Origin of the sequence: Lysinibacillus sp. FSL L8-0312 (genome assembly GCF_038003285.1) — a bacterium.
Classification (GTDB): domain Bacteria; phylum Bacillota; class Bacilli; order Bacillales_A; family Planococcaceae; genus Lysinibacillus; species Lysinibacillus fusiformis_D.
On record NZ_JBBOOV010000001.1, the window covers coordinates 2,044,818 to 2,060,349 of the forward strand.

The following is a 15,532-nucleotide window of genomic DNA, read 5'->3' on the forward strand; positions in this document are numbered from 1 at the left end:
TAGTCTTCTTTCAACAACTATACTTATCACATTATCTTATTAGAACTCTAGGGCGAATGAAGTTTACTCGAAGCGATAATCGTTGTCCCTATTAATGTTTCTCCCACAATTTGCACAGAAGGAATACCTGCACGTAAACCGTCAATAGCCCCTTGTACTTTCGGAATCATTCCTCCGTATATATGCCCCTGCTCTGTCCACTGATCGATGAGAGCAGGTGTAGCTATTGATTGATATTCATCCTGAATACGAATACCACTCACATCCGTTACGAGTAATAAGCTATCTGCCCCTATCGCTAGCGCAATTTCACTTGCCACTGTATCACCATTTATATTGAGAGCCTGACCTGCTTCGTTAGCACCTACACAAGCAATAACTGGAACAATCCCCCCACTCATTAACATTTCCAATAATGATGTATTGATGGTTTTGATAGCTCCAACATAGCCATAAATAGCTTGATCTAAAAAGTCTGCGACCATCAATTGACCATCAAAGCCATTTAACCCAAGAGCAGCTATACCTGCATGTGTTAATTCATGAACTAGCGCAGGATTCACTTGACCGATTAAAGTCGATTGGACAACTTTCATAGCTGCCTCATTCGTAACACGTATGCCATTTAATGTATGTGATTGTATACCTCGAGCAGCCAGTTCGCGATTAATGGCTGGACCACCACCATGGGTGATAATCAGTTCTACCCCACTTTCTTGTAACCTTTTAAAATTATCAAAGAAAGCTTCATTTAACCCTTCCAGTGTACTGCCTCCAAGCTTAATCACCATACGTTTACGAGCGGTATGAGGCATTGATTTGGACGTAGTCATATGTTAAGTCACATCCCCAAGCATGCCCCTTACCTTCACCCAGACCAAGAGACACATAGATTTTTACTTCATGCATTTTTAATATTTGAATTAACGCATCTTCGGAGAAAGCAATTGGCTCACCGTTTTCAACCATTGTGGCACCACCAATTTTTATAGTAATTTTATCTGCATCTATAGTTGCACCACTATACCCTACCGCAGCAATAATACGCCCCCAGTTAGCATCACAGCCAAAAACGGCCGTCTTCACAAGTGGTGAACCCACGACAGTTTTAGCAATTTTTCGTGCCTCTTCATCTGAAATTGCCCCAACAACTTCCACTTCTATGAGCTTTGTTGCCCCTTCTCCATCTTTGGCAATCATTTTTGCTAAATCTTCCGCCACTGTTTGCAACGTGTAATAAAAATTTTGCCAGTCTGGATGCTCAGGCGTTAGAGTATCATTTCCCGCTAAACCGTTTGCCAATACAACCACTGTGTCATTAGTGGATGTATCCCCATCCACTGTAATAGCGTTAAATGTCAAATTTGTAATAGCTGAAAAAGCCGCTTGTAACACATCAGATTCAATGTTGGCATCAGTTGTAATAAACCCAAGCATTGTTGCCATATTCGGTTCGATCATGCCTGAACCTTTTGCAACACCAGCGATAATGACTTCCTTGCCATCCACCGTTGTACTATAGCTTGTGTTTTTCATAACCGTATCTGTCGTCAAAATAGCTTGTGCAAAGTCAATGGCACTTTCTAAATTATCCTTTGGCTCTAGCTGTTGAATACCATTAGCAACTGGCTCCAATTTCATTATTTCGCCAATAACACCCGTTGAACAAACACCTATCAAATTCGGTGCAATTCCTAGCTTTTCAGCAGCTAACGCCTGCATCGTTTGGGCATCCTTAACCCCTTGTTTACCAGTGCAGGCATTCGCATTGCCAGAATTCACAACGATTGCTTGCATTTTCTTTGTTGTATAGACAACTTCTTTCGTGACTTTTAATGGTGCTGCTTGGACAGCGTTTGTTGTAAAAACACCAGCTACACTTGCGGGTACTTCGCTTACTAAAAGTGCTAAGTCTTTTTTCTTATGCTTTAAACCGCAATGTAATCCTGCCGCTTTAAAGCCTTTTGGTGAAACGATATTTTTACTTGATAATTTCTTCATTACAGTTGTTAACGTAGTGACTGTCATTCGAAATTCCTCCTTTGATGGATAAAATAAGACAAGCATACAGTTCCCTGCATGCTGTTAAATAAAGAACGGTACAACATCTAGCCCTGTCGTTTGTGGTAAATCAAATTGCACATTCATATTTTGAATGGCTTGCCCTGCTGCCCCTTTGACAAGATTGTCAATTACACTGACAATCGTGGCACGATTCGTACGGGAATCAACTTTTACCAAAATATCACAATAGTTTGATCCTTTCACACGATTTGTCCCTAAACCGTTTGCATCCGTAACTACTCGAACAAATGGATGCTTTTCATAGGTTGTCTGTAAACAAGTGATCAATTGTGCCTCTGTAATGCCAGGCATAACAGGTGCATAGGATGTCGCCAAAATCCCCCGTGTCATTGGCACCAAATGCGTATTAAAAGTAATCGTTGTATCTACATGAGCAAACATGGAAAGTGCCTGTTCGATTTCTGGTATATGCTGATGTGTATTTACTTTATAGATTAAAAAGCTCTCATTCGCCTCACTAAAGTGGGTCGTTTGTGATGGCTTATTGCCAGCTCCCGAAATACCGCTCTTAGCATCAATCACTAAAAAGCTCGGATCAATCAACCGCTCCTTTACAAGTGGCAATAAGGATAACAAAACCGCTGTTGGGTAACAGCCTGGATTAGCAATAAGTGTTGCTTGCTGGATAAGTTCTGTATTCCATTCCGTTAAGCCATACACACTCTGTTGCACACTATGGGATGGTGCCGCTTTTTTGCCATACCATGCTTCATAGCTTGCGAGATTTTTTAAGCGATAATCACCAGATAAATCGATTAATCTTGGTCCTTTTCCAATCAATGGCGGTAAAAGCTCACTAGTCACGCCAGATGGTGTACTCGTAAACAAAACATCAAATTTTTCTAAAGTGTCATACTCTATTTTTTGTAATGGCGTATCTACTATCGTAATAAGATGACCAAATTTTGAAGAAAAAAGTACACCCTCTTCTGATGAGGTAAATAAATCAATCTGATCCACAGCCGGATGGTTATGTAAAAATCGAATAAGCTCTAGTCCACCATATCCAGTTGCTCCAACAATACCTACTTTCAATGCACTCACCTCTGAAATAAGTTAAAAATAGTATACGTCTGCATATTTATTAAATCAACTGAATTTTTATAAAATTATATATTTTCTCTGTAGACTTTACTTCATCTTTAGAATGCTTATGTAACATTGTAAAGTCAGAAAAAAGAAGGCAAGAATCCTTTCGTTCATCGAATGAATCCTTGCCTTCCTTTTATGCATATGTTGTATAAATATCAATTGTTGTTAGCTTACTTGTTTAATCTTCCATCGTCGATAAATCACCAGTTGGCAAATTTAATTCCCATGCTTTCAATACACGACGCATAATTTTACCACTACGTGTTTTTGGCAATTTATCCTTAAATTCAATTTCACGCGGTGCTGCATGTGCAGATAAACCTTTCTTAACAAAATCACGGATATCTTCAATCAATGCATCAGAAGGTTCAACCCCTTCTCGTAAAGATACAAAGGCTTTAATGATTTCCCCCCGCACTGGATCTGGCTTCCCGATAACACCTGCTTCGATTACATCTGGATGCTCAAGTAGCTTGCTTTCTACTTCAAACGGTCCTACACGTTCACCAGCTGTCATGATGACATCATCCACACGTCCTTGAAACCAGAAGTAACCATCATCATCCATATAAGCCGAATCACCGGATACATACCATTGTCCTTTTAGGAAATAAGATTCATAGCGCTCTGGGTTGCCCCAAATTTGGCGCATCATGGCTGGCCAACCACGTTGAATAGCTAGATTACCCATTGTAAAGGGTGGCACTTCATTGCCAGCATCATCAACAATCGTTGCATGAATACCTGGAAGAGGTTTCCCCATCGAACCCGGCTTAATATCCATCGAAGGATAATTACAAATCATATGAGCTCCTGTCTCGGTCATCCACCATGTGTCATGTATACGATGTCCTAATTCCTCCATTCCCCAACGAATAACTTCTGGATTCAAAGGCTCACCGACAGATAACACATGTCGTAAAGAGGATAAATCATAGCTTTCGAGTAAACCACTACCTGCCCCCATGAGCATACGGAACGCAGTTGGCGCACTATACCAAACTGTTACACCATAATCCTCAATGGCTTGATACCATGCTTGCGGTGAAAATCTTCCGCCAACAATTAGCATTGTCACACCGTTTAACCAAGGCCCAAAAATACCATAGGCTGTTCCAGTAACCCATCCAGGATCGGCTGTACACCAATAGATATCGTCTTCCCGTAAATCAAGCACCCACTGTGTTGATTGATATTGCTGAATCATTGCATTATGGACATGCAACACACCCTTTGGAGCACCTGTTGAACCTGAAGTATAATGAAGAATCATCCCATCTTCTCTCTCAACCCACTCCACTTCAAATCGTGCCGAAGCCTCTTTTAAATGTTTATTAAAGTCTAGAATTTGAGCTGTTTCCTCAATATCCTCCCCAACTAAAAAAACATGTTCTAGCTGAGGCAATTTGGCTAATGGCACACGTTCAAGCAACGCTGGTGTTGTGACTAATACTTTCGCCTCACTATCTGCCAGACGATCATACACAGCTCCTTCCATAAAAGCTTCAAACAATGGTCCAACAATAACACCCATTTTCAGTGCACCTAACAATGAAAAGTAAAGCTCAGGTGAACGTGGCATAAAAATAAATAAACGATCACCCTTTTGCAGGCTAGTAGCTGATTTAAAAACGTTTGCCGCTTTATTTGTTAATCTCTTCATTTCATTAAAAGAGTAAGCCTCTTTTCGTTTACCATCATTAAAATAAAGTGCCACCTTATTTTTACGTTGTGTTTCTGTATGACGATCAATTGCCTCATACGCCATATTTACTAAACCTGTTTCGTACCAGCTAAATGCCTTTTCCGTATTCGTCCAATTATGAGACTTTGCTACTTCTTCGTAATTCGTTAAATGGTGTTGACCAGGTAAAGCCATTAGCTTCTCCTTCATTTTCATCCCCATAAAACTACCCCTTTCTTTGCTTTTGCATTTGTCTAAATTTCAACAATCCCCCCTGTTGAAATGTAGAAATAATCGTAAAAGCAAATTTGATATACAGCCTTTGTTATATAACAGTTTACTACTGTAATAATGATAGAATTCTTAATCACACTACTTTCATCTGTTAAATAACAGAAGCATTATATTTTTATTTTACACGAATTTTGATGGATTGTCTTAATATTTTCACTTTTCAAAAAATACAGGTATATTTTGCAAAAATAAGCGTTTTTCCGCAAGAAATCAGCTATAATGGAATTATTAAACTCAGGTGGTGTAATTATGGAACATAAAAAAACTTTTTTTTCTGTCACAAAGGAAACTAAGCATGGTACTGTGTATGTGGAAGGACCTGTACCTCCAGAAAAATTAGCTACATATTCATTCCATGAGGGCTTGGTTGCCTTCAGACCTCCAAAACAGCAGCAGCAGGCCATCATCGAAATTGCAGGGCTCCCAGAAGGTCGTATTATTATTATTCGAAACGAAGATATTATCGTAGGCTATGTTACCTATCTTTATCCTGATCCACTTGAACGATGGGCAGAAGATCGAATCGATGACATGATTGAATTGGGAGCCATTGAAGTCATTCCAGACTATCGTGGAACGGGTTCAGGTAAGGCTCTGCTAGCCGTTTCATTTATGGGAGATGAAATGGAAGACTATCTGGTGATTACTACCGAGTATTATTGGCATTGGGATTTAAAAGGAACGGGTTTAAATGTTTGGGACTACCGCAAAATGATGGAGAAAATGATGAGCTCCGTCGGCTTTGAATATTTCGCTACGGATGATCCCGAAATTACTTCACATCCAGCAAATTGCCTTATGGCACGTGAAGGAAAACGTGTGCCTCCTGAGACAATGGAAAGATTTGATAGGCTTCGTTTTAGAAATCGTTTCATGTATTAAAACCAACACAAAGGGGATGCGTATATGATCGTAGAAGAAATTATGAATGATGAGCCTTACACATTAGCGCCTACTAATACCGTGCATGAAGCACTAAAGCTAATGCGTGAAAAAAAAGTTCGTCATTTACCAGTTATAGATGAGGAACGTCATGTTTTAGGTGTAATTACTGAACGAGATATTAAAGAGGTCTTACCGTCATCATTACAGGATGAACCTCACTCTCCTGTTTTTAATGCAAAAGTAGAGGAAATTATGGTGAAAGACCCGCTTATCGGTCATCCACTAGATTTCGTTGAAGAGGTAGCTCTTACATTTTATGAAACGAAAATAGGCTGTTTACCGATTGTCTCTGGTGGAAAATTAGTAGGGATTGTGACAACAACAGACTTACTCTATACATATATAGAGCTGACCGGTGCTACGGAGCCTGGCTCAAAAATCGAAATCCGAGTATCAGATACGCCAGGGGTTTTATTTGAAATCACCAAAATATTTCATCAACATCATGCCAATGTCCAAAGCGTCTTAGTTTATCATGATTCTGAAAATACACAAAATAAAATTTTAAGTGTCCGAGTAAAAACACTGAATCCTTTAGCCATGATTGAAGACCTTCGCAAAGAGGGCTTTGATGTTCTCTGGCCCAATTTACCAGGTGTTTCATTATAATGAAAAAGGCCGTATTCGTTTACTCGCCTGAACAACTCGGATATAAATTTTCAGATACACATCCTTTCAATCATAAACGCTTGACGCTAACTATGGATTTATTAAAAAATATCAATGCTCTTGATGATGTGGATATTGTGCCTGCTCGTGTTGCAACGGAAGAAGAGTTATTGCTTGCACATGATCCAAAATATATAGACATCGTGAAAAGAGCTGGACATGGTGAATTATCGGAAGCACAATGTGAAAGCTATGGTATTGGCACTGAAGATACACCTATTTTTGCCAATATGCATGAAGCAAGTGCACAGCTCGTTGGTGGAACGTTAACCGCTGTTGATTATGTAATGGAAGGTAAAGCCGAACATGCCCTCAACCTTGGCGGAGGGCTACATCATGGTTTCCGTGGTCGTGCATCAGGATTTTGTATTTACAATGATAGTACGGTTGCTATTCGTTACTTGCAGGAAAAATACAATGCTCGTGTACTTTACGTAGACACAGATGCTCATCATGGAGACGGTGTCCAATGGAGCTTTTATGAGGATCCAAATGTTTGTACATTGTCTATTCACGAAACTGGCCGCTATCTCTTTCCAGGAACAGGAAACATCACAGAGCGCGGCAATGGTCAAGGCTATGGAACCTCGTTTAATTTTCCAATGGATGCTTTCACAGAGGATGAAAGTTTCCTAGATATTTATGAACAGTCCATGCGAGAGGTCTTTGAATTTTTCAAGCCCGATGTTGTGTTAACACAAAATGGTGCTGATGCCCATTTTTTTGATCCGTTAACACATTTACACGGAACGATGAATATTTATCGTGAAATTCCAAGGCTCGCCCATCAATTAGCACATGAGTATTGTCAGGGGAAATGGATTGCTGTTGGTGGTGGTGGCTATGATATTTGGCGAGTGGTGCCTCGCGCCTGGTCCATGTTATGGTTGGAAATGACTGATCAAGTATGTCCAACAGGATCACTCCCTCAGGCATGGCTTGATCGCTGGCAGCCAGAAGCACCTGTTCCTTTTATACCAACTTGGGAGGACCCAATTCCTTTATATGAGCCCATTCCTCGAAAAGCTGAAATCGAAGAGAAGAATGCTCAAATGTTAGCCAAAGCGCTACATATTATTCGAAATGAAAAAAGAGATTAACTTTTTTTGCCTCACGATCAACGTGAGGCTTTTTCATTGGAGCGATAATGGCCGCCGCATTTAATCCATCGCTTCTATAGTTCTATTCTCCATCATTTTGGAGTTCTATCCACCACTTTTATAGTTTTATCCACTACTTTTAGAATTCTATCCTTCATTTTTATAGTCCTATCCACCACTTTTGCAGTTCTATCCATCCATATAAAAAAACACGCAAACTCTTCACAAGTTTACGTGTTACAATCATTATTTACTTTTGACCGATTGTCGATGCTCAATACGGTGGGGTAGAATAACTGCCTCGTCCTCGACAGGCTCCTTGCTCATTAATTTTGTCAGCAAGCGCATGGCAACTGCTCCAATATCATATAGCGGTAATGCTACACTTGTTAGCTGTGGGCGTACCATTCGCGCTAGCTTTGAGTTCTCAAAGCTGATGACTTCAATATCCTCTGGAACATTTTTGCCTGCGTCTTGTGCGCCATGAATTAAGCCTATTGCCAGCTCATCACTGCCTGCAAAATAAGCTGTTGGTGGATGTTCGAGAGTAGATAATATTTCCCAAGCCTCTAAGCCCATGTCATAGCTAGACTCTTCTGCGGCAATTAATGCCTCATCTATTGGTAAACCAGCATCCTGCAATGCTTTCTTATAGGCTGCTAGCTTGAATTTTCCGTTAATTGTATACGAAAGTGGACCAGTTACGAAACCAATACGTGTATGTCCATTTTGAATAAGTAATGAAATTGCTTCATAGGCCGCTTGGAAATAATCGATATTCACAGTGGCAATTGTCTGCGATTCATCAACCGAGCCAGCTAGCACAATCGGTACTGGAGAATGATCCATCGTTTGTTGCATTTTTTCTGTGACCTCATCACTCATCATAACAATTCCATCTACTTGTTTTCCAAGCATCGTATCCAGTAGCTGTAACTCTTTATCTTCATGTTGATCTGAGTTGGCTAAAATAATATTATAACGATACATCGTGGCAATATCCTCTACACCACGAGCCAGCTCCGCATAAACATTGTTTGCAATATCTGGGATAATCACGCCAACTGTTGTTGTTTTCTTACTTGCTAAACCTCGCGCTACTGCGTTTGGACGGTATTCTAATCGCTCAATTACTTCTAATACTTTTTTTCGTGTTGCTGGTTTTACATTTTGATTACCATTGACTACACGAGAGACCGTTGCCATGGAAACATTCGCTTCTCTTGCAACATCATAAATTGTAACAGTCATCGTACGTGCCTCCCTTTTTTCCTATTATAGCCTTATCATACGATAATTTTCATATTATTTTCAAGAAGAACTACGTAAAAACCAAGTACTAATAGTCCTATTCTAGACATTATTTTGTCACGATATAACAAACACCGCCTGCCGAAGTAAGCAAGCGGTGTTCGCTGTTAACAATTAAGCATGAATTTCATGATTCTTCATGAATTTTTGTAGTGTTTCATAGAATGCGTCAAATGTTGGAATGTCCATTTGTTGTTGTGAATCAGACAATGCTACAGATGGATCTGGATGCACTTCTGCCATAACGCCATCAGCGCCAATTGCGATGGCTGCTTTAGCACATGGTAATAATAAATCACGACGACCTGTTGAATGCGTTACATCTACGAATACTGGCAAATGCGTTTCTTGTTTTAAAATTGGTACAGCTGAAATATCTAATGTATTACGTGTTGCTTTTTCATAAGTACGAATACCACGCTCACAAAGGATAATGTTTTCATTGCCTTTAGACATAATATACTCAGCAGCATGAATGAACTCATCAATTGTAGCAGCTAAGCCTCGTTTTAATAGGACAGGTTTATTTGTTGCACCTGCTGCCTTTAATAATTCAAAGTTTTGCATATTACGTGCACCAATTTGGATAACATCTATATAGTCTAATGCTTCCTCTAAATGACCTGGTGTTACGATTTCTGTAATCACACCTAAACCATATTCCTCTGACACACGTTTTAAAATTTTAAGTCCTTCTAGCCCAAGACCTTGGAAGTCATATGGAGAAGTACGTGGTTTATAAGCACCACCGCGAATTAACTTTTCGCCTTTTGCTTTAATAGAAGCGGCAACAGCTGCTACTTGCTCATACGACTCAACTGCACAAGGACCAAATACGAAAGATGGCTTCCCTTGTCCAATTAATTCACCATTGATATTAACAACTGTATCTTCGGATTTCTTTTTACGAGATACAAGCAATTCCTTCTTCTTATCAGCTTCTAATTGTTTTAAAGCTGTTTTAAAGATTTGCTTAAATATATAATCAACCGTCATTTGGTTTAATGGTCCTTGATTGTGTTCTTTAATAAGATCGAGCATGTGTCTTTCACGTAGTGGATCATAGCGATTCACACCTTGCTTTTCTTTAATCTTACCGATTTCATCAACTACAGCTGCACGTTCGTTAATTAGACGAAGAATTTCTAAGTTTAAACCGTCAATTTGACTACGTAAGCTTTCTAAATCTTTTTGGCTCATGCTTACTTGCTCCTCTCCTCATGACAGACACTTTCAGAACTCTGAAATGTATGTTACATTTTTAGATAATAGCATTATTATAATCAATGTTGTTCAGAATGTCACGCATTTTTAATTTAGCGCTTCAACTCGCTAAATTATTTTTCAAGTATGACGCGAAAGGAAGCGATTACATTGAGTTCTAAATTATTCGCACTTGATATTGGTACACGCTCAGTGGTCGGGATTATTCTACAAGAAGAAAATGACCATTTTCATGTGGAAGATATTTTAGTGAAAGAGCATAAAGAACGTGCCATGGTAGATGGTCAAATACATAATGTCATGTATGTGGCAGATTTAATAAATGAAATAAAACGTGAACTCGAAGAAAAACATGGTCCTCTTACAAAGGTAAGTGTGGCTGCCGCAGGTCGATCTTTGAAAACTGAACAAGCTAGTGTGACCATTAATATACGTAATCGGCCTATTTTTACTGAAGAAGATATTAGTCGCTTGGAACTTCAGGCCGTTCAACAAGCACAGCAACAACTTTTACAACAAAAGGAGGATGCAAAGATTAGCCACTATTATTGTGTAGGCTATTCAGTCCTCTATTATCGCTTGGATGGCGAGGAAATCGGCAGTCTGCTCGATCAACAAGGTGATGAAGCACAAATTGAAGTGATTGCCACTTTCCTACCTCGCGTTGTTGTGGAATCACTTATTGCTGCTCTTAAACGGGCAGATTTAGAAATGGAAGCACTGACATTAGAACCTATTGCTGCCATTAATGTGCTCATTCCGCCAACGATGCGTCGCTTAAATGTGGCACTTGTTGATATAGGGGCAGGAACATCTGATATCGCGATCACTGATAAAAGTACAGTTGTGGCCTATGGTATGGTGCCAACAGCTGGCGACGAAATTACAGAAGCATTAAGCGACCACTATTTACTAGACTTCCCTGTAGCAGAAGAGGCAAAACGTCAGCTCCAAACAGCAGAAGAAATATTAATTCAAGATATCCTAGGATTTGATCAGTTTTATCCAAAGAATGAGGTGTTATTAGCAATTGAGCCTGCAGTGAAGCAACTGGCAAAGTCTATTGGTGAGGAAATCTTACGACTCAATAATCGTGTCGCACCGAAAGCCGTTATGTTAGTTGGTGGTGGTAGCTTAACACCCAATCTGACTACAGAACTTGGACAAGTCCTTGACTTACCAGCAAATCGTATCGCTGTTCGAGGTATTGATGCTATTCAAAACCTTACAAAGGAAGAACATATAAAAGCATCACCTGAGTTAGTCACGCCGATTGGAATTGCGATTGCTGCTAAAAAAATGCCGATTCAATATATGAGTTTAACGGTTAATAATCAAGTGGTTCGCCTTTTTGAATTAAAGGAAATGACTGTGGCGGATGCTTTTTTAGCGGCAAATATACGAGCAAAGCAATTATATGGAAAACCTGGACTTGGGCTATCTGTCAGTGTCAATGGACAAGATATTTTTATCCCAGGTGGTCATGGGCAACCAGCAGAAATATTGGTCAATGGCCAACAGGCATCTACCAAAACATTGATTAAATCGGGTGATGCTATTCAGCTAATTGAAGGGCAAGATGGGCAAACTGCAACAGCTACAGTGAGAGATCTTGTTGATGATGCAGCGATAAAAACAATTACAATACAACAAACCAAATATGTGATTGAGCCAAAAATTACTGTCAATCAATCACCTGCATCACTTGATACAATTTTAAATGATCGTGATAGAGTAGTTTTTGATATAGCTGATACAATTGAAGATGTATTTAAAGTCACGAACAACTGGAATTTAGTCAAACAATTTGAATCCTATTCTATTCAAGTGGACAGTCAACCTTTGTATTTACCAGAATTCTCTTCACAGCTAATGATTAATGGAAAAATAGCTAAAATGAGCTATGCGGTTCAAGATGGCGATATCATTAGCTTTCACCAACCATCTTTACCAACCGTACAACGTATAGCAGACCAAATGAACCTTTTGCTAGAGGATAAAATCATTATTCATTTCCAACAGGAAGTTTTAGAACTTAAGAAAACAGCAAATGAGGCGCTCGTCAATCAAAACGTTGTATCACCACTGTCCACTGTGCCGAATGGAGCAACTATCGAATTTAGAGAAAAGGATCGCAGTCGTTGGATTTATCAGGATGTATTCCGTTTCTCTAATTGGCAGTTACCAGGTACATTTAAAGGGAATTTCACGATTTTAAGAAATGGTCAACCAGCAAGCTTTGATACAGAAATATTTGGTGGCGATCAACTAGAAATACTATTAGAAGCTTCACCCATCACTTAAAAAAGGGATACGTTACATCATTATCATGTAACGTATCCCTTTTTATTATGCATTATGCGCGTACTTCTTTATTTGTCTCTTCTGTTTGTTCCTTTATTTCTTGAGCTTTAGGTTCCTCACTAGGAATAAATTCCTCTAGCGGTTCTTCACCCTCAAAGGAAACCGTACCATCATCAAAAACAGCTGGTGCTTTTGCCGTTTTCAATGTTTTTACTTTTTCCACTAATTGTGTAGATTGTTCTTGAAGTTGTTTAGAAAGTTGAACCGTTTTATCTTTTGCAGTTGTCGAGAAGTCTGCACTCTTATCTTTTAACTGAACAGCTTGTACCGCCACATCACTACGTAAATCTTTTCCTGATTTTGGGGCTAACAGTAGACCTGCCGCAGCACCTACGATTCCTCCGACTAATGCGCCAATCACAAAATCTTTCATGTTTACACGCTCCTCTTCATAAATCGAGTCTTGTGAATGATAAAGCTGAGGTAAAGAACTTTCAAGCTGTTGTTCCTTTACTTCGTTAAAATTTGGCTTTTGAGTTGTCATACAACAATTCCTCCCCATCTTATTATCAAATTTGTCTAGACTGGTTGTCCATCTACTTTCACAGATGCATCTACAACTTATGTCTAAGACTTTATTTTTATTCAGTCAGCATGTAATACTCACTGAATAATTATCATTTTTTACGACCCCATTTTCTTTTTGGCTTTTCTTCTACCTGTACCGTTTCAAATGCATAGGCATCCTCAGAAACTGACTCTTGCTCAATGATTTTGCGTTTTTTCCACTTATCCGCAATACCCATCGCCACATTACTCCATTGTACAACCTGTGCAATTTTTTCTTCGTTTTGTTCTACGCTTTTAGAAACAGAAGAAGTGATTTGATGTACAGAATTATTTAAACCATTAACGGAATCACCAATACCTTTAACAGCTTGAACAACTGAATTTAATTGTTCCGATTTATGTTGAATATCATCTGCTAAGCTATTTGTTTTTGTTAATAAGGACGTTGTTTCACGCGTAATGCCTTCCATTTGTCCTTCAATCCCAGATAATGTCCCAGCTAAACTGTTTAAAATGGACTTGAGCGAAAATAATGTCATACCAACGCTCACACATAAAATTAAAAATCCGATTGCAGCAATAATGGCTGCAATATACAAAATCACTTCCATAAGATAACCTCCTGCTAGTAAATTGTCTTTACTATTACTTTCCCTATCTTCGACAAAAAAAACGGAATTCCTTCTCAAATTTGAGAAAAAACAGCTTAACCCCTACGGACTAAGCTGTTTCATTGTTTGTAAGCACGTCTTCAAAAGCATCTTGGAACTTGTGAACATCACCAGCGCCCATAAATAAAAATACTGCGCCTTTATGTTTTGTTAATATATCAATTCCTTCAGTGGTAATCACTGCACTGCCTTCGATAAGAGACGCTAAATCATGAATAGATAGTGCACCTTGCGTTTCTCTTGCAGAGCCAAATATATCACATAAATAGGCTGTATCTGCAAGGCTCAAACTATCCGCAAAATCTTGTAAAAAAGCTTGGGTACGTGTAAATGTATGTGGTTGGAAAATAGCAACTAGCTCACGTTCAGGGAACTTTTGTCGTGCCGATTGAATTGTTGCACGAATTTCCGTTGGATGGTGTGCATAGTCGTCTATTAAAACAGTATCCCCTATATCGGTTTCAGTAAAACGTCTCTTAACACCTTTATATGTGTGTAGACGCTCCTGAATAATATCAGGTGAAATGCCTTCATATTCGCATAGCGTAATGACAGCCAATGTATTTAAAACAGCATGATCCCCAAATAACGGGATAAAGAAAGTACTATAAAATTCATTGCGAACAAATACATCAAATTTTGTACCTTTAGTTGTTTTTTCTACATTACGCGCTTCGAAGTCATTTTCAGCACCAAATCCATAATAGACAACTGGTACTTTTGCTTGAATACGCTGAAGCTGTTCATCATCACCACATGCGATGATCGCTTTTTTCACTTGTAACGCTAATGATTGAAATGCAGAATATACATCCTCTATGTTGGCAAAGTAGTCTGGATGATCAAAATCGATATTAGTCATCACAGCATAATCTGGATTGTAGGCTAAGAAGTGACGGCGATATTCACATGCTTCCATCACAAAGAAATCAGCATTTTCATGCCCTGCACCTGTACCATCACCAATTAAATAAGATGTTGGCTTATAACCGCCTACAACATGTGCCATCAAGCCTGTTGTAGATGTTTTACCATGCGCACCTGTGATTGCAATGGATGTATAGTTGCCAATATATTCACCTAAAAATTTATGGTAACGAATGATTTCTACACCGATTTCTTGGGCACGTACTAATTCAGGATGATCATCTGGAAACGCATTTCCTGCAATTACTGTCATGCCTTCTTTAATATTATCTGCATTAAATGTAAAAATTGGAATATTACGTTCACGTAACGGCTGCTCCGTGAAGAAATATTTATCGACATCTGAGCCCTGTACTTGTTCACCAGCATCAAATAAGATTTGTGCAAGCGAACTCATGCCAGAACCTTTAATGCCTGTGAAATGAAAAACTGTCATTAATTAAACCCCCCGGGAATTTCAATATCCCATCTATCATCTATTAGGTGTAACGTATTATTTCACGAATCGTTAGGTATTAATACCTTCACAAGTGTTAAAAAATACGTACTATTCAACACATCCTGTCTATTATAGCACTTTTTATGCATAAGGATAGATGTGTAACTTTTCTAAAAAAACTAAAATCGACGTAAATTAGATAATCTAGACGAAAACA

General features: G+C 39.0%; 13 protein-coding genes. 4 read left to right on the plus strand and 9 right to left on the minus strand.

From position 1 onward, the window contains the following. Positions 1-47: 47 nt before the first annotated feature. The 4 genes from argB to acsA form a co-directional block, all read right to left on the minus strand. Positions 48-833: an acetylglutamate kinase gene (gene argB, locus MHI22_RS10260; RefSeq protein WP_249645898.1), complete on the minus strand. Its 786-nt coding sequence runs from the start codon at positions 831-833 to the stop codon at positions 48-50. Continuing rightward, positions 796-2,028 carry a bifunctional glutamate N-acetyltransferase/amino-acid acetyltransferase ArgJ gene (argJ, locus tag MHI22_RS10265; RefSeq protein WP_340811889.1) on the minus strand — a complete coding sequence of 411 codons (1,233 nt, stop codon included), beginning with the start codon at positions 2,026-2,028 and terminating at the stop codon, positions 796-798. The genes argB and argJ overlap by 38 nt, the downstream gene beginning before the upstream one ends. A gap of 57 nt (positions 2,029-2,085) precedes the next feature. Next, entirely contained in the window at positions 2,086-3,120 is a 1,035-nt protein-coding gene (gene argC / locus MHI22_RS10270) for an N-acetyl-gamma-glutamyl-phosphate reductase (protein WP_170829887.1), read from the minus strand. 235 nt (positions 3,121-3,355) lie between these two features. Then, a complete protein-coding gene (acsA, locus tag MHI22_RS10275; RefSeq protein WP_371327990.1) occupies positions 3,356-5,083 on the minus strand; it encodes an acetate--CoA ligase in 1,728 nt (575 codons plus the stop codon). A 321-nt stretch (positions 5,084-5,404) separates the two neighbouring features. Here acsA and MHI22_RS10280 point away from each other — a divergent pair, with 321 nt between their 5' ends. The 3 genes from MHI22_RS10280 to MHI22_RS10290 are packed head-to-tail and all read left to right on the plus strand — an operon-like array spanning position 5,405 to position 7,869. Next, positions 5,405-6,037, plus strand: coding sequence for a GNAT family N-acetyltransferase (locus MHI22_RS10280; protein WP_036118837.1), 633 nt, complete (start codon positions 5,405-5,407; stop codon positions 6,035-6,037). Positions 6,038-6,061: 24 nt separating this feature from the next. Beyond that, on the plus strand, positions 6,062-6,709 hold the full coding sequence (locus MHI22_RS10285; RefSeq protein ID WP_340811891.1) for an acetoin utilization AcuB family protein: 648 nt from the start codon (positions 6,062-6,064) through the stop codon (positions 6,707-6,709). Next, entirely contained in the window at positions 6,709-7,869 is a 1,161-nt protein-coding gene (locus MHI22_RS10290; protein ID WP_036118833.1) for an acetoin utilization protein AcuC, read from the plus strand. The genes MHI22_RS10285 and MHI22_RS10290 overlap by 1 nt, the downstream gene beginning before the upstream one ends. A gap of 246 nt (positions 7,870-8,115) precedes the next feature. On the opposite strand, the gene ccpA is transcribed toward MHI22_RS10290, so the two are convergent. After that, entirely contained in the window at positions 8,116-9,120 is a 1,005-nt protein-coding gene (gene ccpA / locus MHI22_RS10295) for a catabolite control protein A (protein WP_340811893.1), read from the minus strand. 174 nt (positions 9,121-9,294) lie between these two features. Then, positions 9,295-10,380, minus strand: coding sequence for a bifunctional 3-deoxy-7-phosphoheptulonate synthase/chorismate mutase (locus MHI22_RS10300; protein ID WP_036118830.1), 1,086 nt, complete (start codon positions 10,378-10,380; stop codon positions 9,295-9,297). Between the two features lie 174 nt (positions 10,381-10,554). On the opposite strand from MHI22_RS10300, the gene pilM reads away from it, so the two are divergent. Further along, positions 10,555-12,708 (plus strand): pilus assembly protein PilM, encoded by a 2,154-nt coding sequence (gene pilM / locus MHI22_RS10305; RefSeq protein ID WP_036118828.1) that lies wholly within the window; start codon positions 10,555-10,557, stop codon positions 12,706-12,708. A gap of 52 nt (positions 12,709-12,760) precedes the next feature. On the opposite strand, the gene MHI22_RS10310 is transcribed toward pilM, so the two are convergent. The 3 genes from MHI22_RS10310 to murC form a co-directional block, all read right to left on the minus strand. Then, a complete protein-coding gene (locus MHI22_RS10310; RefSeq protein ID WP_340811895.1) occupies positions 12,761-13,252 on the minus strand; it encodes a YtxH domain-containing protein in 492 nt (163 codons plus the stop codon). Between the two features lie 133 nt (positions 13,253-13,385). Next, positions 13,386-13,889: a DUF948 domain-containing protein gene (locus MHI22_RS10315; RefSeq protein WP_340811897.1), complete on the minus strand. Its 504-nt coding sequence runs from the start codon at positions 13,887-13,889 to the stop codon at positions 13,386-13,388. 109 nt (positions 13,890-13,998) lie between these two features. Then, on the minus strand, positions 13,999-15,312 hold the full coding sequence (gene murC, locus MHI22_RS10320) for a UDP-N-acetylmuramate--L-alanine ligase (RefSeq protein WP_036118824.1): 1,314 nt from the start codon (positions 15,310-15,312) through the stop codon (positions 13,999-14,001). Between the last annotated feature and the right edge of the window lie 220 nt (positions 15,313-15,532).